Source organism: Collinsella sp. AF39-11AT (assembly GCF_003474585.1).
In the GTDB taxonomy this organism is placed as follows: Bacteria; Actinomycetota; Coriobacteriia; order Coriobacteriales; family Coriobacteriaceae; genus Collinsella.
In genome coordinates this window covers 1-18271 of the sequence record NZ_QROG01000032.1, presented here as the reverse complement: position 1 = coordinate 18271, position 18271 = coordinate 1, and the positions used below count along the sequence as shown (strand labels likewise).

Genomic DNA, 18271 nt, shown 5'->3' with positions numbered 1-18271 from the left:
TTGCTGCCTAGGCTAGCCCCTTGTCACACAAACTACCGAAGCCTCCCAAAAAGCCTACTCACTTGCTGTGCAAAGCTTCCGCATGAGAGAAATAGCGGGTTTTCAACAGGACTCCGTCCAGTTCTTGGCAAGCTTTTGGCCAGTTGGGGAAGGCTGTTGAAAACTTAACAGTCCGTTCGGCGCCCTTTTCGGTACGTTCGCGCCAATGCGGGAGTACCCGGGTTGAAATCCGTGTTTTCCTGTGCCTATGAAGGATCTACTTTGTGACATATCGGCTTTTAGGTACTGGCGTTTGCCTCCTCAAGCCCTCGCTTTGTGTCCGCCACTTCCACGACCGGAAGAAGACCGGCAGCGATATGGCCTCGCCCGTAACCCGACGGCTGCGGTTGCGCTCGGCTTGCCGTTGCATACATTGGTTGGGACGAGAAATAAGCGGACTTGTCCTGCCAGCGTTAGGCAACGGCTGTTCCTTGGTGAGCTTCCCAGGGAATCCGTGCTGGAAACGGAACATGGGTTTTTGGTCACATCTCCTTTGCTGACGGCATTCATCATGTCGCGGCATCTGACGGATCTCCAGCTGCTTTTGGTATTGGCGGAGATGTGCGGCTTGTTTACGGTTTGTGCCTTGCCAGCAGCACTCGAGGCAGAGCTTTCGCGTGCAATTGAGTCGGGCGCGATTCCGGCAACCTTTGGTTGGGCACGTTGCCCGTCCGAGGACGGTGCCGCCTCAAATTTGTGGCGGCGCGACGCTTTGGTTTTGGACGGAGATCTTGACCGTTTTTGTTCAGATGTTTGTGGGATGCGTTACGGCAAGCGATTTGTCGCGGTATCGCATCTCGTTCCACTGGGTGCCGCATCGCCTTTTGAGGTCGAGGCGTATTTGCTACTTGCACTGCCGCGATCCCTGGGAGGAGAAGGTTTTTGCGGCATAGAGCTCAATGTTGAAGTGATGCTAAGCACAAGTGCTCGAGCGATTGTGGGAAAGTCCCGTGTATATATCGACCTACTTCTTTCTTCGCTGGACGGCAGGCGACAGGTGGCCATTGAATGTCAGGGAAAGGCCTCGCACGGACGCGCAGGGGATGGCTTGCGTGACGCTGACCGCATGACGGCCCTTCAGGCCATGGGCTACGATGTACTTCTCCTGACACACAGACAGATATCCGATGAGGGTAGATTCCACGCGATCGTTAAGGCCGTATGCAGGATGCTCGATGCTGAATATCGTGATAAAAGCTCAGATGAGCAAAGGGCTGAGACATTACTCCGGTCTGAACTATTCGTTGACTGGACAAAATTGGGAGTAATTGACGGAAAGATGCCCGTTAGACACAAAGCAGCTCGATCGTGGACGGCTGCGGTTCTAAGTGAGTAGGCTTTTGGCACTTTGGCGACCAGGCCGTTTTGAAACAAGTCATTTACCTGCGACTTTATAAAGCAATACGGATGGTCTGCTCGGCAAGTTCCAAAAAGTCTACTCACTTAGTTTTTGACGAGAGACCGATGCCGAAGATAGCTCTATTTCAGGGCGTTAACGAGTCCTCGAGACACAAAAAGGCCCGAACCAATACGGTCCGGGCCTCATCGAGCTAGAGGTTATGTCTCAAGCGGTTGGCTTAGCCAAAGTAGCGCTTCAGCAGGCCGGCGAAAGCCTTGCCGTGGCGGGCCTCGTCGCGAGCCATTTCGTGCACGGTGTCGTGGATGGCATCGAGGCCAGCGGCCTTGGCGCGCTTAGCGAGATCGGTCTTGCCGGCGGTGGCGCCGTTCTCGGCCTCAACGCGCATCTCGAGGTTCTTCTTGGTGGAGTCGGTCACGACCTCGCCCAGAAGCTCGGCGAACTTGGCGGCGTGCTCGGCCTCCTCGTGGGCAGCCTTCTCCCAGTACAGGCCGATCTCGGGATAGCCCTCGCGATGGGCGACGCGAGCCATGGCCAGGTACATGCCGACCTCAGAGCACTCGCCCTCAAAGTTGGCGCGCAGGTCGGCAACGATGTCCTCGGAGACGCCCTCCATCTTGGCGACGCCCACGACGTGCTCGGCAGCCCACTCGAGCTGGCCCTCCTCCTGCTTCAGGAAGCGAGAGCCGGGAACGCCGCACTGGGGGCACTTGAAATCCTCGGGCAGCTGGTCGCCGTCGAACTCTTCCACATAACCGCAAACGGGGCAAACAAACTTCATGATTCGATCCTTTCGATCGATGGCGATGGTGCGCTCGTCCGGTCCCGTAAGGGCCCTCTCCGGACGTGCGTCTTGACGAGTTCTATTATCCATAAATGAGACCGAATGTGAAGCCTATTAGGAATGATTTTTAATAAAACAATTTAAGCATGTGTAGATGTTGATTGATTAACGATTGCTAGACCTCGTGCGACCTCCGATGAGTACAATCGGTCGAGCAAATGTTGACCAATCAACAAATGAAGGAGCTTCCTTTATGCATCTAGCCCGCCGCGCCTGGTGCCGAACGTATCAAACGGTTTTTCGCATCGCATTGCCGGTGCTGCCCTATACCGAGCCACGCATTTTAGAGCACGCTGAGGAAGTGCCCGCAGTGCTTCAAAAGCGTTCAATACACCATGTTCTTATCGTGACAGATCCCGGCATTGCCCGTCTGGGGCTCACGGCACCGCTCGAGACAGCGCTCGCGTCCAAGGGAATTAGCGCTGCGGTCTATGCCGAAACACGTGCGAACCCCACGGTCTCAAACGTGGAGGAAGCGGCATCTCTGTATCGAGAGAGCACCTGCCAGGCCATTATCGGCTTTGGCGGCGGTTCGGCCATGGACTGCGCCAAGGGCGTGGGCGCGCGCATCGCGCAGCCAAAGAAGCCCATCAACAAGATGCGCGGCCTGTTGCGTATCCATCGTCGCCTGCCGCTGCTCATCGCCGTTCCCACCACGGCGGGCACGGGAAGCGAGGTCACGCTTGCAGCGGTAATTACCGACGACGAGACGCACTACAAGTATCCCATTAACGACTTTGTGCTGATCCCGCGCTTTGCGGTGCACGACCCCGAGTTTACGCGCGGCCTGCCCGCCTCCATTACGGGGCAAACGGGCATGGACGCCCTGACGCATGCCGTCGAGGCCTTTATCGGGCGCAGCACCACGCCCTATACGCGCAAGATGGCGCGCCAGGCGGTGCAGCTCATCCACGACAATTTGCTCGAGGCCTATGAGTGCGGTGGCAACATGCGTGCGCGCCGCAATATGCTTTCGGCGGCGTATAAAGCGGGCGTTGCCTTTACGCGCTCTTATGTTGGATACGTCCATGCCATCGCGCACAGCCTGGGCGGGCGTTACGGGATTCCCCACGGCTTGGCCAACGCCATCATCCTGCCGCACATGCTTCGCGCCTATGGCGAAGCTGCTGCTCCCAAGCTCGCCGATCTCGCCCGCATGGCCGGCATTGCGCCGGCTAATGCGCTGGACAACGTGGCTGCTGAGGCCTTTATCGATTGGGTCGACCGCATGAACGCCGCCTTGGGCATACCCAAATATGTGACGGGCATTCGCCGCTCCGATATTCCACAAATGGCGGCCCATGCCGATGCCGAGGCCAATCCGCTATACCCCGTTCCGCTTCTAATGGACCGTTTGGAGCTCGAGCGTATGTACGAGGTCGTCGCGGGTGGTATGTTTGAGGGCGAGAATTAGGAGGGTCCATGAACACCGAGGAAATTGCGCGCATCGTCGGCGATCAGCGCGCCTACTTTAAGACACACGCCACGTTTGATGTCGATGCTCGACGTCGTGCGCTCGTGAGTTTACGCGATGCGGTGCGGGCCCACGAGGCCGATATTGCCCATGCGCTCAAGACCGATTTGGGAAAGTCGCATGACGAGGCGTATATGTGCGAGATCGGCACCTCGCTTTCCGAGATTCGTTATCAGATTGCGCATGTGGCTCGATGGAGTCGCTCGCGCCTGCGTCCGTGTGACCTCGCCAACGCCGTGAGTGTGTGCAAGACGCAGTCCGTGCCCTATGGCGTCACACTCATCATGGCTCCGTGGAACTACCCGTTTTTGCTAACGCTCGAGCCGCTTGCCGGCGCCCTTGCCGCGGGCAATACCGTGGTCATCAAGCCGAGTGCCTATGCTCCGGCATCGAGCGCGGTGCTCAGGCAGATTTGCGAGGAAGCATTTGATCCGCGCCTGGTGACGGTTGTAGAAGGCGGCCGTGCCGAGAACGAAGCACTGCTCGATGAGTGCTGGGACAAGATTTTCTTTACCGGTAGCGTTCCGGTCGGCAAGCTCGTCATGGAGCGCGCAAGTAAAAACCTGACGCCCGTGACGCTTGAGCTGGGCGGAAAGAGCCCCTGCATTGTGGATGCCACGGCAAACTTAAAAGTCGCGGCACGGCGCATCGCCTTTGGTAAATGGCTCAACGTGGGGCAGACCTGCGTGGCGCCCGACTACCTGCTGGTCGATACGCGCGTACACGATGAGCTGTTGGGCCTCATCAGGGAGGAGACCCGTCGCATGTTTGGCGAGCATCCGCTCGACAACGAGGATTACGGTCATATCGTCAACGCCAAGCATTTTGCGCGCGTGCGCGGGCTGATCGATCCCTATAAGGTTGTGCTTGGAGGTACCGCGCGCGAGTCGTCGCTCAAGATTGAGCCGACGATTCTAGACGGCGTGACCCCCGATGACGCCGTAATGCAGGAGGAGATTTTCGGCCCCATCTTGCCGGTGCTGACGTTTGAGAGCTTAGACAGGGTCGAGACGTTTATTACCGATCGCCCGACGCCGCTGGCCCTGTATATCTTTAGCCAGGACCGCGCGGTTCAGCAGCGCTTTGTGCGTTATGTGCCCTTTGGCGGCGGCTGCGTCAACGACACGATTATGCACTTGGCTACGAGCCATATGGGCTTTGGTGGCATGGGCGCGAGCGGTATGGGGCAATACCATGGACGCGAGAGCTTCGATACGTTTAGCCACAAGAAGAGCATCGTGAACAAGGCAACGTGGCTGGACGTGCCATTCCGCTATGCCCCTTACGCAAGCTGGAAGCACAAGTTCGTGCGCATGTTTGTGCATTAGAAAAGGGTGCGGGTAATACGAACAGATGTTCCTATTACCCGCATTTTGCGTTAGACTACTGCTATGGAGCACGGATGGGCCAACTCCCTTTAGAAGGGATTTGGTATGAACGTAAGCGATGTCATTTCGTTATTGGCGTTGTTGATCGCGGCTATCGAGCTTGGCCTGTTTATCGGCCGAACGAAATAGCCGCCCCCGCATAAGCGAAGACGGCCACTTCTCACGATGTAAACGTGTACTGGAGTTGGCAAGACCCGCTGCAACGGGTGCCATCCGTGTCTCTATCTTATCTGCAGGCGCTCTGTCTCGCAAGCGTTGCGGCAAATGGGCGAAAGGTGCGAGCGGGTGAAATTTTGTCCGCACGGGCCCGTAAGCTTCTCAGTAAGGTTAAGTGCCGGTTTATTCGGTCGTTAGAGGAGTTGCCATGTACGAGCCTTCACGTGTTCTTTTGTCGTTTCATATTGCAGGATTTCAGTATGCCGATGGCGCCTTGGTCTTGGGCGATCTTAAAGTGGGCGATAAACTGACGCTGTGTGCCGAGCGCGATAACCCCCATGATCCCGAGGCGGTTGCGATCTACTACGGCAACACCAAGCTTGGGTATGTTCCGGGAAACGAGGTCGGCCCGCTGTCCTTGATGATGTATTACGGCCACGAGGACGTATTTGAGGCTCGCGTGCAACAGGTTGCTCCCGAGCGCAGCCCGTGGCATCAGGTGCGCGTTGGTCTCTATGTGGTGGATGCTCGCTAATCGGCAATGGAGGCGGTCATGTTTGATGACGATGACCTGTTCGATCTGACGGACGACCCGTTTGAGTGGGATATGCTGATCGACGATGATGAGCTGGAGCAGGACCGGAAGAAGCGGCAGGACAAGAACGCCCAGGGCGACGCTTCGAAAAAGCAAGACAAGCGCCGCCGCGGACTGTTCGGCGGGCTCTTTGGATAACCGCTGCATCGCTGCGTCTGTATACTTAGCACGAGTTGAACACGTTGCGAAATGAGGACAGAGACGATGATGTGGTTTACCGCCGACCTGCACCTGGGCGATACGAATATCTTGCACGATATGGATCGGCCGTTTGATTCGGTCGAGGAGATGAACCGCAAGGTCATCGATGCCATCAATGAGTGCGTGGCGGCGGACGACCGTCTCTATATCTTGGGAGACTTTACCTATCGTTTGCCCCTGGCGGAGGCGGTGCGCCTGCGCGAGCGCATCGAATGCCAGAATGTGACGCTCATCCGTGGCAACCATGACGGTGATTGGGAAGATCCCGACGTACCGCAGATTTGGGATGAGGTATGCGATTACCTGGAGATTGCTCCCGGCTATGCCAAGGGCCATCGTCTAGTTATGAGCCATTACCCCATGCTCAGCTGGAATGGCAAGGCGCGCGGCGCCATCATGCTGCACGGGCATATCCACAGCAGGGGAGACCGCACCAACGCGCGCAACCGCGATCGCGAGCGCCCTATCTTTCGCTATGATGTCGGTCTCGATGCCAACGATTACAAGCCCGTAAGCCGTGATCAAATTCTTGACTTCTTTGGGCTGTAATTCTCGAACCACCACACAAACCACCGCAAAGGGGACAGGCACCTTTATGGTGGTTCTGGCGCCGCTGCCATTATGGCAGCGGCGCCTTTTTTGTCCGTGCGGCGCGGTAGAGTGTAGGCGGTTGAAATTTGCGTCCATCGAGGAGCTGCCATGAACGAGATCAAGTGCCCGCATTGCGGTGAAGTTTTTAAGGTCGATGCGTCCGGTTATGCGGATATCGTCAAGCAGGTGCGCGACGCCGAGTTCTCGCGCGACCTGGACGAGCGCGTGAAGGCTGTTCAGCGCGAGGGCGAGCAGGCGCTGGAGCTTGAGCGCTCGCGCTCGACGGCTGCTTTGCAAAAGGCGGAGTCTCAGCGCGACGCTCAGCTTGTCGAGCAGAAGAACGCTGCAGCCCAGCAGCTGGCGCAAGAACTCGCCAAGCGCGATGCGGAGCTTGCCGAGCTGCACGCCAAACTCGAGGGCGCTGCCGCGGAGCGCGAGAGCGCAAGCCAGCGCGCGGCGGTTGAGGCCCGTGCCGACGCTCAAAAGGAGAACGCCGAGCTCCAGCGCGAAATCGACAACTTGCGTGCGCAGCTGGGGCGCAAGGATGACGAAGCCAAGCTTGCCGAGTCGGCGGCGCGCAATGCTGCTCAAAACGATGTAGCTGCACGAGATGCCCAGATTGCCGAGTTGCAGGCCAAGCTTGCCGCGGCGGACAAGGCCCAGGAGATGGCGCTTGCCGCTGCCGCGGCCGAGTCTCAGCGTGAGCTCGATGCCGCTCGCAGCGAGGCCGAACGCACACTCACAGACTACCGCGCGAAGGTGCAGGAGAAGCTTTCCGCCGCAAAGGCTCGGTCTGAGCAGGAGGCCGAGGGCCTGCGTGCCCAGCTGCGCGAGCAGGAACTGATGGCAAAAATGAACCTGTCAGAGGCGGTCGCCGCGGCGGAGCGAGAGCGCGATGAGGCGCGTGCCAAACTGACGAGCGAGCTGGCGGTGCGCGATTCTCGTGAGGAGCAAGCCAAGGCGGCACACGAGCTCGAGCTTGCGCAGGCCAAGCGCGCGAGCGACGAGTTGATCCGCTACAAGGACGAAGAGATTGAGCGCCTTAAGGAAATGAAGATTCGTCTGTCCACCAAGATGGTGGGCGAGTCGCTCGAGCAGCACTGCGAGACCGAGTTTAACCGTCTGCGCATGACGGCATTTCCTAACGCGTACTTCGAGAAGGATAACGATGCGTCCGAGGGCACCAAGGGCGACTTTATCTTCCGCGAGTGCGACGCGAGCGGCAACGAGGTCATTTCGATTATGTTCGAGATGAAAAACGAGAACGACGAGACCGCGACCAAACATAAAAACGAGGACTTCTTTAAGAAACTCGATCACGATCGTCGCCAGAAAGGCTGTGAGTACGCGGTGCTCTGCACGCTGCTCGAGCCCGAGAGCGAGCTTTACAACGCGGGAATCGTGGACGTGAGCTATCGCTACGAGAAGATGTATGTGATCCGCCCGCAGTTTTTCATTCCCATGATTACGCTGCTGCGCAATGCCGCTATGGGTTCGCTGCGCTATAAGCAGGAGCTGGCGGAGTACAAACAGCAGAATATCGACGTCACGAACTTCGAAGCTAAGATGGAAAAGTTCAAGGACGGCTTCTCGCGCAACTATAATCTGGCGAGTAAGCAATTCGAGTCGGCGATCAAGGAAATCGATGCCGCCATCAAGCAGCTCGAGAAGACCAAGGACGATTTGCGCCGCAGCACCGAGAATCTGCGCCTGGCCCACAACAAGGCTGATGAGCTCACCATTCGCAAGCTCACTTGGGGAAACAAGACCATGAAGGCAGCGTTTGACGAGGCGCGCGAGGCTGCGCCGGAGACAAACGAGGAGCCAGCCGAGGCGGATTCGTATGAGGTCGAGGATGCCGAGTAAGGCATAGCGGATAGTGAAAAAGCGGGGCTGCTGGCGATGTTGCCAACAGCCCCGCTTCGTTTCGTCCCAATATGCTTGGCTAATCCTCGAGCAAATCCTCGATAAAACCGACGCGGTAGTTCTTGAAGATGACCTCGCCACCGTCTTGCGTGGCGTCCAGATCGACATCGCCCATGATGCCAAAGTCGTGGTCGCCATCCTCGTCGGCAAAGATCTGGTGCACGTGCCATACGTGCGCGGTCTTCTCGTCGGACTCGTCGATGGAGAACATCGCGGCGCTGCGGGCATCTCCGTCGGTGAGGATTTCCTCGTGCTGCTCGTGGTAAGCGTCGAGTGCTTTTTGCCAGCGGATCTCGCTCATGCCCCAGTCGTCGTCGAGCTCGCCCAGGTCGCGAACGTGCTCGCGGGCGGCAAGGGTCACGCGGCGGAAGAGCGCGTTGCGCACCAACAGCGTGCAGCCGCGGCGGTCCGCCACGACCTCGTCGATGCCCTGCGGCGGCGCAGCATCGAGGGCTGCCGGGTTGCCGGCGTTCTCCCACTCGTCCACCAGGCTCGAGTCCACCGAGCGCACCACAAAGCCGAGCCACGAGATAATGTCGCGCAGACGCTCGTCGCGCTTCTCGATGGGCACGGTGCGGTCGAGCGAACGGTAGGCCTCTGCCAGGTAACGCAGCAAAATGCCCTCGGAGCGGGCGATGCCGAGCTTTTGAATGTAACCCTTAAAATCGCTCGCGCTTTCCAGCATATCGCGCAGGACGCTTTTGGGAGAGAGCTGGTAGTCGTTTGCCCAGGGCACTTCCTGGCAGTACTTGTCGAAGGCGGCGTCGAGCAAGTCCTCGAGCGGTTTTTCGTAGGTGACATCCTGGATGCGCTCCAGGCGTTCCTCATATTCGACGCCGTCAGCCTTCATTTCGGCCATCGCGCGGTCGCGCGCTGCGCGCTCCTGAGCGCGCAGCACCTGCTTGGGATCCTCGAGCGTTGCCTCGACCATCGAGATCAGATCCATGGTATAGGTCTCGCTCTCGGGATCGAGCAGCTCCAACGCGGCAAGCAAAAACGGCGAGAGCGGCTGGTCGAGCGCAAAGTCCTCGGGCAGGTCGACCGTCAGTGCGTAGTCGATGTCCGGCGCGGCGTCAGCCGGAGCGTCGGGTGCGGGCGGCACCTCGGTGCGCACGACGACGCCGGAATCGATGAGCGTGGCGAAGATCTCGTCGGCACGAACCTCGAGCTTTGCCTTTTCCTCAGGGGTCTGCAGACTCGTCTCGATGAGGTCGTGTACGCGGGCTCGGGCATCGCCGCTCTGCTCGACCACGCTAATCACCATGGAGTGTGTGATGCGCAGGCGCGGCTTGAGCGTTTCGGGCTGCGTCTCGATCAGGCGCTCAAAGGTCTGCTTGTTCCAGGTGACAAAGCCCTTGGGGGCCTTCTTCTTTTTAATCTTGCGGAGTTTTTTGGGGTCGTCGCCCGCCTTGGCCATAAGCTTGGCATTCTCGATCTCGTGCTCGGGTGCCTCGGCGATCACCATGCCCTCGGTATCGAAGCCCGAGCGACCGGCGCGACCAGCGATCTGATGAAACTCACGGGCGCGCAGACGACGCATCTTGTAGCCGTCGAACTTGGTGAGCGCGGTGAGTACCACGGTGTGGATGGGTACGTTGATGCCGACGCCGAGCGTATCGGTGCCGCAGATGACGGGCAACAGGCCCTGCTGCGCCAGGCGCTCGACCAGTAGGCGATAGCGCGGCAGCATGCCGGCGTGGTGCACGCCGACGCCGCATCCGAGCAAGCGCTTGAGAATCTTACCAAAGGCCGTCGAGAAGCTCGTGCCCTTGGCCGCCTCCTTGATGGCCTCGCGCTGCTCCTTGCTGGCAATACCAAAGTTGGCGAGGGATTGCGCCGTCGCAAGTGCGGCGTCCTGGCTAAAGTGCACGATGTAGAGCGGGGCCTCGCCGCGGCGCATTGCGAGCTCGACGGTGCCCTCAAGCGAGGTCGTCACGTAGTCGTAGCTCAGCGGCACGGGGCGTGGGGCATCGACGACCAAGTCGCAGGTAGCGCCGGTGTGTTCCTCGAGTGAGGTGGCGATGGCAGTGACATCGCCGAGCGTGGCACTCATGAGCATAAACTGCGTATGGGGCAGGGTGAGCAGCGGCACCTGCCAGGCCCAGCCGCGGTCGGGGTCGGCAAAGTAGTGGAACTCGTCCATGGCCACGCAGCCCACGTCGGCGTCCTCGCCCTCGCGGAGCGCATCGTTGGCAAGGATTTCGGCCGTGCAGCAGATGACGGGTGCCTTGGTGTTGATATGCGTGTCGCCGGTGATCATGCCGACGTTATCGCGGCCGAGCACCTGTACCAGATCGAAGAACTTTTCGCTGACCAGAGCCTTGATAGGAGCCGTATAGTAGCAGCGCTTGCCCTGTGCCATGCCCATAAAGAGCATGCCCAGCGCAACAAGTGACTTACCCGAGCCGGTCGGCGTGCCTAAGATGACGTGATCGCCGGCGGCCAGGTCCATGAGGGCCTCTTCTTGGTGATCCCACAGCTCGATGCCGCGGTCGCTCGTCCATTCAAAGAAGCGTTCGAAGGCTTGATCGGGCGTGAGCCATGGTTCGGGCTCGCTGCCGTCCTCGGGCTCCCACCAGGTGGGGGAGAGCGCACCGAGTGAGCCGAATTCGGCTTCGGTTCCCGTGCCGCCCGAGAATGAACTGGCGGCTCCGGCGCCGGAGACGGTGCTGGCGGCGATATCTGTCGTGGTCTGTGCCATGTGTTTGCTTTCTCTCGCGATTGTCCGCCAACTATTATGGCGTAGCGGCGGCGCGGGGTGCCAGCGCGAAAGAAAATGCAGGAAATGGGCGTCCTGCTCAGCCGTTTGGTGCGGCCGCGAGCTAAGTGAGTAGACTTTTTGCGATTTCGCCAGCACATGGCTTTTGCGTAAGGGATTTACCTGCGGTTTTACTTGTTCCTATGCGGGTTGTGCTTGGCTATTGCTAAAAAGTCTACTCACTTAGGCTTGAGGGTCGTTCGTCGGTGCCTATTTGCGCTTGCTCGCTGGCGACGTGACTGTCAAAAGCCCCTATGACTCCTGCGGAAGGCGCTTTTTGCCTTTGCGGGTGCGGTTTCTAAAGTTCTCGACGGCCTCTTCCATGCCCAGAGGTACATAGGTGAGCTCATCGAGGTTTTCGGGCAGGTAGCAGGCAAGGCTTTGCTCCTGCGCGCGGCCCGCCGCGAGCTGTTCATTGCTGGGCTGCGCGCCGGGTGTGGCGCAAATGCCATAGACGACGGCACCCATCTCGCGCGTGCGGCATTCGTACTCGGTCTCGGGATGCTCGGGATGGTCGCGGCGGACGTCGTCGCTTACCCAAAGCGTGTCGTAGCCGGCCGCGGCAAACTGCCCCAGGGCGTAGTCGCGCAATGGCTTACTGTCGGTTCGCAGTGTGACGGTGGCGCCGGCTGAAAAGAGCGGGCGGTAGAGCATCAGATGGTCGACATGGACGAGTCGTTTTTTGGCGTACTTGGCCTTGGGCTGCGGCGTGGGAAAGTTGATGGTTATGGCGTCGAGCTCGCCTGCGGCAAACAGCTGCGGCAACGTTGCGGCGCCTCGGGGCAGGACGAGTGCGTTGGATAGCTCCTGCTCGCAGATTTTCTGTGCGGCATAGGCGATGCAGATGGGCTCCTGGTCCATACCGATAAAGAGGGTGTTTGGCTCGTGCGCCGCACGCTCTACAAGGTACGTTCCCTTGCCACAGCCAAGATCCAGGTGAAGGTGTTCGAAGGGCTTGCTGCCAACTGGCGCGCAAGCCTCGCGCCAATCTCCGGCATAGGCCTCGGGGTTCGTCTCGATTGCATCGGCGTAGCGCCCCAGGCGCTCTTCGAGCACAAAGTTCTTAGGCGTGCGAACGTGGACGGCTCCCATGAGGCTCCTTGGTCATACGTATGGAACACATTGCAGGCGCGTTCCGTCAATGGGTTGAAAAAGGGTGGGCATGGTTTGCCCGAAAGATGCGGTGCGGCTCAGCGACGAGTCGCTGACGCCTATAGACGCTTGAGAATCACGTAACGGTTGAGATCGCCGCTGCGACCGTCGGCATGGAAGCGCTCAAGCTCGCGCACGGGGACCTCGCCGCTCTTGTAGAACGTACGGACGCCGCGCACCAGGTCGGTGATCTGCTGATCGTCAAAGTGATGGCAATAGCGGTAGGCGTGGCGGTCGTTTTGCCAGCCAATGAGGTGGTCACCGGCTTCAAACTGCGCGGAATCGTAACCCTCAAACGGCGGGGTGAGCTCGGCGCGGGCCTCGGCACGAACGGCCTTGCGCGCCATGCGCCCGTCGTTCATAAACTCCCAAAAGCTGATGGCGATGATGCCGCCTGGGCGCGTCTGGCGCACCAGGGCGTCGAGCACGCGTACGCGGTACTCGCACGACGGCACGTGGTGCATAAATCCAAAGCAGACCGAGATGTCGGCGAGCGGGGCGTTGAAAAGCACGTCGGGTGTCTTGGCGGGGTTGAGCTTCATGAGGGCGTCGAGCACATCGAGTTCCTGGAAGTGCAGGTTGGGAATGCGCAGGGCGTGACCGTGCGCATCGATAGCCAAATCCTGACACGAGTCAACACCATAGAACTCAAACGGGCAACTGGCGTCTGCCGAGGGGTTTGTGCCGTCGACGCCCTTGGCGGCAAGTGCGCCGCCGGCGGCAAAGTTCTCGAATCGCATATTGCCGCAGGCGAGATCGAAGACGCGGACGGGATGCTCGATCGTGGCGACGTCGAGCTGCTCGAGCGCTATGTCCATGGTGCGTACCCAGCCGGGCCACGGTGCCTGGCGCGTATCGGAGAAGGAGGCGGAGTGCTCGCGATAGAACGTATTGTTGAGCTGAATGAGCGATGAGGCGAAATCGCGGTTCACGGCGCGGAACTCCCTCCGTTGGCGGTGCGGAATAAACAGTACGACCATACTACCGTTAACGCCGCAACGGGGACAACCGAGCTGCGGGTCATTGCTTTGTTTGGACACATTTCCGCAGCTCATATATGCCCGCAACCGCCGGTTGTCAAAAATCTCACTAGAATAGGTGGCATGCTTTTGACGGTGGCGGATAGATTTTTAACTGTGCAAGGCGCCTTAAGAACAAAAACGGTCCGGCGGCACGGCTGGCATCGCATAGGAGGAACCATGAATGTAGAAACTGCGCAGCGGCTCGCCGACCTTCGTCGCAGCAAGGGTTTTAGCCAAGAAGGGCTGGCGCGAAAGCTGGGGCTGTCGCGCCAGGCGGTCAGTAAATGGGAGCGTGCGGAGAGCTCGCCCGATACCGAGAACCTGATCTCGCTCGCAAAACTCTATGGCGTGAGTTTGGACGAGCTCCTCAATCCGAGCGATGAGATCGAGGACGATATCGAGTTTGAGAACGAGGACCGCGCCCGTCAGCGCGAGGCCGAGGCGGCAGAACGTGCCCGCACCCATGAGGCGGCGGCGCGCGCCACGGAGGCAGCTACGCAGGCGAGTGATGCTGCGGCCAAGGCGGCGCAAGCGGCAAGCTGGAGTGCGCAGGCCGCCAATGCCGCTACGGCGCAGGTGACGAGTGGCGGCGCAGCTGGCTCGACTCCGTTGAAAGGTCCGTTCCAGTCGTTTCCGTATTGGGCCGTGTGCTGGCTGCTGTTCTTTTTGCTGATGTTCCTGTTTGGTGGCTCCTTTGCCGCGCTGATCTTCTTTACAATCCCCATCTATCACTGGGTGGCGCGTGCGCTCGATGGCGATTGGGCACGCGGGGATATTCAGGTTGGTCCGGCGCCGGAGGCGGCTAAGGCTCAGGATGTTTCCGCTGCGGTTGATACTGACGTGGCTTCCTCGACCGCCGCTGAGCCGAGCGCCAAAGAAGGTGATGAATGATGAAGCTCTCGCATGAGTCCAAGGTCCGCCTGGGCGTCGGTATCGGAGCGTTCGTGCTCATCATCGGGCTTATCTTTGGCACTTCGCGGATATTGTTTCATTTTGATGGCCCGTGGGATCTCGGCGATATTGCATCCGGTTTGTTCGGTATGGACGATGTGGTTGACGGGGACGATTCTTTGGATGGCGGTAACTATTCCGCTCAGTCTCGGCAGCTTTCGAGCGAAACGTTTGATGCCGACTCATTCCAGTCCCTTGACCTGGATGTGACATCGGGTGAGGTTGAGATCAAGTGCGTTTCCGGCGGGCAGGTGCGTGTCATCGAGAGCGGTCGTGTTGCAAAGGGGGTAGCTACCTACGATGCTGCCACTCAGAATCTGGCCGAGGTCAAGGGTTCTACACTCACGATTAGCCAGTTCGACTGCGATGACGAGCGCGCTATCGATCGTTCGGTCACCATCGAGCTGCCGCGGGATGTTGCCGATAACATGGTGGGCATTACAGCGAATGTAGGATCGGGCGATCTAACGGTCACGGACATTGCGTGTCATGACCTCAACCTGACGTTGGACTCGGGAGACGTCGCGTTTACGGGCACCGTGACCGACACCCTGAATGCCGAGGTCGGTTCGGGCGATGCAACGTTCGAGCTCTACCAGGCGCCCGCGAAGTCGATGGACGTGAGCGTGGGCTCGGGCGACGTGGAGATGACGGTTCCGAACTCTACGGGCTTTAAGGCGAGCCTCGCCGTGGGCAGCGGTGACTTCGAGAGCGATTTCCTTCCGCTTGGCTACGATGGCGAGACCATATTAAATCTTGAATTCGACAACGGTGATAAGTCTGCCACGTATCGTTTTGAGGTTGGTTCGGGTGACGTGTCGTTTGATTCGGAGTGACGGGTGGTTTTCGGAGACCCGCAAACGTAGCCGCGCTGTTTGATGAAGGCGCCGAAGCCGAGATCGGCTCCGGCGCCTTTGCCTTTACAATGGGGTCATGGAACAGATTATTTTGAACATACTCGATGCCCTGCGTCGCGGTGAGACCGTGGACGACAAGGTACTCGTCAAATTGATACATGCCGAGGCGCGCCGTGAGGGTTCCGACAAGCGCGATTTGGCCAAGCGTCGCCTGCTGCCGTTTTACCAGCGGGTGAAACGCGAGGAGCCGGCTCGTTGGACGGCATGGAATGTCGACGCCGAGCTAGAGCGCCAACTGCTGCAGGTGCTGCGCATGAAGCCCCGCCGCACGGCTTCGGGCGTGGCGACCATTACCGTCATCACCAAGCCGTGGCCGTGCTCGGGAGATTGCCTGTTTTGCCCCAATGACCTGCGCATGCCCAAGAGCTATCTGCACGCCGAGCCGGCATGCGCCCGTGCGGAGCAAAACTGCTTCGACCCGTATCTGCAGGTGAGCGCTCGCCTGACCGCGCTTTCGCAGATGGGACATGCGACCGATAAGATTGAGCTCATCGTGCTCGGCGGTACCTGGAGCGACTATCCGCAAGGCTATCAGACGTGGTTTATGTCGGAGCTTTTCCGTGCGCTCAATGACGATGCCGTTGCCGGCGTGGCTGCTAACCCCATGTTGGCGCGTCCGGGCATCAGCCGTGCCGAGGCAGGGCGCCTGCTCGATGGCGCTCCCGCCGATACGCTGCCGCCGGTGGTGGCGGAGCGACGCGAACGCTATCGCGCTGCCGGTATTGCGACCGATGAGGCTGAGCTTGCGAGCGGTGTTGCCGGCGAACAGGAGCGCGTGGATGCTGCCGTGGGCGGCTATAACCGCGCGGTGCGTCGTCTGTACGGCCCCGGTACGCCGTGGGGCGAGGTCGCCGAGTGGCAGGCGGCAACGATGGAGGAGCTCGAGCTTCAGCAGCGCATCAACGAGACGGCGAAGCATCGCGTGGTGGGGCTCGTTATCGAGACGCGCCCCGATGCCGTAACGCCGCAGGCGCTCACGCTCATCCGCCGTCTGGGCTGCACCAAGATCCAGATGGGCATCCAGAGCCTCGACCAACACCTGCTCGATATCAACGAGCGTCGCATTTCGGTGGCACAGATCGAGCGGGCGTTTTCGCTCGCGCGCCTGTTTGGCTTTAAGATCCACGCGCATTTTATGCTCAACTTGCTGGGCGCTACGCCCGAGGGGGACAAGCGCGACTACGAGCGCTTTGTGACCGAGGGCGCCTTTATGCCCGACGAGGTCAAGGTCTACCCGTGCGCGCTCATCGAGGGCTCGCGCCTGGTGGGCTGCTACGAGCGCGGCGAGTGGCGCCCCTATACCGAGGAAGAACTGCTCGATGTGCTGGCCGATGACATCGTGGTGACGCCGGCATTCTGCCGCATCAGCCGCATGATTCGCGACTTTAGTTCCGATGACATCATGGTGGGCAACAAGAAGCCCAACCTGCGTCAGCTCGTCGAGAACCGCCTGGCTGCTCGGGGTGACGGTGCGACGGTGCGTGAGATTCGCTATCGCGAGATCAGCACGGCGGGTGCCGACTTGGATGAGCTATCTCTTGATGAGGAAGTAGCGTACGAGACGCCGGTGACTTACGAGCGCTTTTTGCAGTGGGTGACGCCGCGGGGCAAGATCGCGGGCTTTTTGCGGTTGTCGCTGCCCGATCGCGCTTTTGTTGCCGCACATGCGGACGAGCTGCCGACGATGCCGGACGAGGCGATGATTCGCGAGGTGCACGTGTATGGCATGGCGGCGCGCGTGGGGGATCAAGGCCAGGCGGCGCAGCATCACGGTTTGGGGCGTTTGCTCGTAGAGCATGCATGCGAGATTGCCCGGGATGCGGGTTATGCGCGCATCAACGTGATTAGCGCGATTGGCACACGCGAGTACTATCGCCATCTTGGATTTTATGACCATGGCCTTTATCTGCAAAAGGAGCTCTAGATGAACAAGCCGAGTGTTTCTGCCGGCGTCGTTGCCGGCGTTGCTCTGGGAGCCGCGGCGCTTGGTGCGGCCGCTGTCGCTGTTCGTGCTGCCTGTCTGCAGGTTGCGCGAACTCGCAATGGGTTGGCGCGCGTGAAGCGCATGCACGATGAGAGCGGTGACGAGGTCCGTGTGCTCGTGCAGGGCGGCGTCTACCAAAGCGCGAGCTACGTTGGCGAGCGTTGGGCAGAGCCCGTCTTTACGTACTATCGCGCGTTTGATGACGTGTTTGAGGCCGAGGGCGCAATGCGTGATGCTTACGGGCATGGTATCGACCGTATGCTCATGCTGGGCGGCGGCGGGTTTGCCTATCCCAAGTTTGCGCTGATGTCGCACGAGGGCTTGCGCATGGACGTTATTGAGTATGACGGAGAGATTACGCGCCTGGCGCGCCGCTGGTTCTACCTAGACGAGCTGGAGCGCGCGGTGGGTGACCGCTTGCGGGTGATTACCGCTGAGGCTCGCTCGTATCTGGGCGTGACGAGCGTGGGTCATCGTCGCTACGACGTGGTCGTGAGCGATTGCTTTGGCGGTGCCGAGCCCGTGCGCGAGCTGGCAACCGTTGAGGCGTTGCGTTTAGTGCGGGGTAGCTTGAACCCGGGCGGCATCTACGTGGCTAATATTGTGAGCGCGAACGAGGGGAGCGACGTGACGTTCCTGCGCGATTGCGCCGCCACGGCGCTCGAGGTGTTCGACCACGTTTGGGTGGTCCCATGTGGCGATACGGAGTTCGGCGGCGAGGAAAACCACCTGCTCATTGTCAGCGACGGCGACTACGCCTTTGCCGAAGCCGTGCCCTTCGACGCCGACTTTCTCGGCGCTACCCTCCATGACTAGCGCGTTTCCCTGCGACCAGTCTTTCTGGGACGGGGCTTTTTTAGCTACGGGCATGATTTTTCTGGGACGGGGATTAAAAAATCATTAGGTACAGAATGAT

The 18271-nt window shown here is 59.7% G+C and carries 15 protein-coding genes; 11 read left to right on the top strand and 4 right to left on the bottom strand.

Annotation, left to right across the window (positions count from 1 at the left end; all coding sequences use genetic code 11):
• The first annotated feature begins 493 nt into the window (after positions 1 to 493).
• The gene (locus tag DW037_RS09725) at positions 494 to 1375 is read left to right on the top strand and encodes a hypothetical protein (RefSeq protein WP_118373235.1); all 882 of its coding nucleotides are present in this window, start codon (positions 494 to 496) and stop codon (positions 1373 to 1375) included.
• 241 nt (positions 1376 to 1616) lie between these two features.
• Here the strand turns inward: DW037_RS09725 and DW037_RS09720 are convergent, their stop codons facing one another.
• A complete protein-coding gene (locus DW037_RS09720) occupies positions 1617 to 2180 on the bottom strand; it encodes a ferritin family protein (protein ID WP_070097113.1) in 564 nt (187 codons plus the stop codon).
• Between the two features lie 253 nt (positions 2181 to 2433).
• Between DW037_RS09720 and DW037_RS09715 the strand changes: the two genes are divergently transcribed.
• The 6 genes from DW037_RS09715 (at position 2434) to DW037_RS09690 (ending at position 8511) form a co-directional block, all read left to right on the top strand.
• Positions 2434 to 3654: an iron-containing alcohol dehydrogenase gene (locus DW037_RS09715; RefSeq protein WP_118328793.1), complete on the top strand. Its 1221-nt coding sequence runs from the start codon at positions 2434 to 2436 to the stop codon at positions 3652 to 3654.
• 8 nt (positions 3655 to 3662) lie between these two features.
• Positions 3663 to 5042: an aldehyde dehydrogenase gene (locus tag DW037_RS09710; RefSeq protein WP_118373234.1), complete on the top strand. Its 1380-nt coding sequence runs from the start codon at positions 3663 to 3665 to the stop codon at positions 5040 to 5042.
• A gap of 424 nt (positions 5043 to 5466) precedes the next feature.
• Positions 5467 to 5793: an HIRAN domain-containing protein gene (locus DW037_RS09705; protein WP_055250700.1), complete on the top strand. Its 327-nt coding sequence runs from the start codon at positions 5467 to 5469 to the stop codon at positions 5791 to 5793.
• 18 nt (positions 5794 to 5811) lie between these two features.
• Positions 5812 to 5991 (top strand): hypothetical protein, encoded by a 180-nt coding sequence (locus DW037_RS09700; protein ID WP_117655200.1) that lies wholly within the window; start codon positions 5812 to 5814, stop codon positions 5989 to 5991.
• Positions 5992 to 6057: 66 nt separating this feature from the next.
• Complete coding sequence (locus DW037_RS09695; RefSeq protein ID WP_233542358.1) at positions 6058 to 6603, top strand: metallophosphoesterase; 546 nt, start codon at positions 6058 to 6060, stop codon at positions 6601 to 6603.
• 150 nt (positions 6604 to 6753) lie between these two features.
• Positions 6754 to 8511 (top strand): DUF2130 domain-containing protein, encoded by a 1758-nt coding sequence (locus tag DW037_RS09690; RefSeq protein WP_118373232.1) that lies wholly within the window; start codon positions 6754 to 6756, stop codon positions 8509 to 8511.
• Between the two features lie 79 nt (positions 8512 to 8590).
• On the opposite strand, the gene DW037_RS09685 is transcribed toward DW037_RS09690, so the two are convergent.
• From DW037_RS09685 to DW037_RS09675, 3 genes are all read right to left on the bottom strand, one after another.
• On the bottom strand, positions 8591 to 11272 hold the full coding sequence (locus tag DW037_RS09685) for an RNA helicase (protein ID WP_118373231.1): 2682 nt from the start codon (positions 11270 to 11272) through the stop codon (positions 8591 to 8593).
• Positions 11273 to 11581: 309 nt separating this feature from the next.
• Entirely contained in the window at positions 11582 to 12421 is an 840-nt protein-coding gene (locus DW037_RS09680) for a tRNA (guanosine(46)-N(7))-methyltransferase TrmB (RefSeq protein WP_117629638.1), read from the bottom strand.
• A gap of 119 nt (positions 12422 to 12540) precedes the next feature.
• Positions 12541 to 13413: a hypothetical protein gene (locus DW037_RS09675; protein ID WP_117629639.1), complete on the bottom strand. Its 873-nt coding sequence runs from the start codon at positions 13411 to 13413 to the stop codon at positions 12541 to 12543.
• 267 nt (positions 13414 to 13680) lie between these two features.
• Between DW037_RS09675 and DW037_RS09670 the strand changes: the two genes are divergently transcribed.
• From DW037_RS09670 to DW037_RS09655, 4 genes are all read left to right on the top strand, one after another.
• Positions 13681 to 14394 (top strand): helix-turn-helix domain-containing protein, encoded by a 714-nt coding sequence (locus DW037_RS09670; protein ID WP_117629640.1) that lies wholly within the window; start codon positions 13681 to 13683, stop codon positions 14392 to 14394.
• Positions 14394 to 15290: a DUF4097 family beta strand repeat-containing protein gene (locus tag DW037_RS09665; protein ID WP_158551306.1), complete on the top strand. Its 897-nt coding sequence runs from the start codon at positions 14394 to 14396 to the stop codon at positions 15288 to 15290. Before DW037_RS09670 ends, DW037_RS09665 begins: the two co-directional genes overlap by 1 nt.
• Before the next feature lie 97 nt (positions 15291 to 15387).
• Complete coding sequence (locus tag DW037_RS09660; RefSeq protein ID WP_118373230.1) at positions 15388 to 17295, top strand: elongator complex protein 3; 1908 nt, start codon at positions 15388 to 15390, stop codon at positions 17293 to 17295.
• Entirely contained in the window at positions 17296 to 18171 is an 876-nt protein-coding gene (locus DW037_RS09655) for a spermidine synthase (RefSeq protein ID WP_117629643.1), read from the top strand.
• Positions 18172 to 18271 lie beyond the last annotated feature (100 nt).

What these genes read in the sequence shown, in the direction of transcription:
- DW037_RS09715 (WP_118328793.1), top strand. Translation starts at nt 2,434, where the DNA reads ATGCATCTAGCCCGCCGCGCCTGGTGCCGAACGTATCAAACGGTTTTT.
- DW037_RS09710 (WP_118373234.1), top strand. Translation starts at nt 3,663, where the DNA reads ATGAACACCGAGGAAATTGCGCGCATCGTCGGCGATCAGCGCGCCTAC.
- DW037_RS09705 (WP_055250700.1), top strand. Translation starts at nt 5,467, where the DNA reads ATGTACGAGCCTTCACGTGTTCTTTTGTCGTTTCATATTGCAGGATTT.
- DW037_RS09700 (WP_117655200.1), top strand. Translation starts at nt 5,812, where the DNA reads ATGTTTGATGACGATGACCTGTTCGATCTGACGGACGACCCGTTTGAG.
- DW037_RS09695 (WP_233542358.1), top strand. Translation starts at nt 6,058, where the DNA reads ATGATGTGGTTTACCGCCGACCTGCACCTGGGCGATACGAATATCTTG.
- DW037_RS09690 (WP_118373232.1), top strand. Translation starts at nt 6,754, where the DNA reads ATGAACGAGATCAAGTGCCCGCATTGCGGTGAAGTTTTTAAGGTCGAT.
- DW037_RS09685 (WP_118373231.1), bottom strand. Translation starts at nt 11,272, where the DNA reads ATGGCACAGACCACGACAGATATCGCCGCCAGCACCGTCTCCGGCGCC.
- DW037_RS09680 (WP_117629638.1), bottom strand. Translation starts at nt 12,421, where the DNA reads ATGGGAGCCGTCCACGTTCGCACGCCTAAGAACTTTGTGCTCGAAGAG.
- DW037_RS09670 (WP_117629640.1), top strand. Translation starts at nt 13,681, where the DNA reads ATGAATGTAGAAACTGCGCAGCGGCTCGCCGACCTTCGTCGCAGCAAG.
- DW037_RS09665 (WP_158551306.1), top strand. Translation starts at nt 14,394, where the DNA reads ATGAAGCTCTCGCATGAGTCCAAGGTCCGCCTGGGCGTCGGTATCGGA.
- DW037_RS09660 (WP_118373230.1), top strand. Translation starts at nt 15,388, where the DNA reads ATGGAACAGATTATTTTGAACATACTCGATGCCCTGCGTCGCGGTGAG.
- DW037_RS09655 (WP_117629643.1), top strand. Translation starts at nt 17,296, where the DNA reads ATGAACAAGCCGAGTGTTTCTGCCGGCGTCGTTGCCGGCGTTGCTCTG.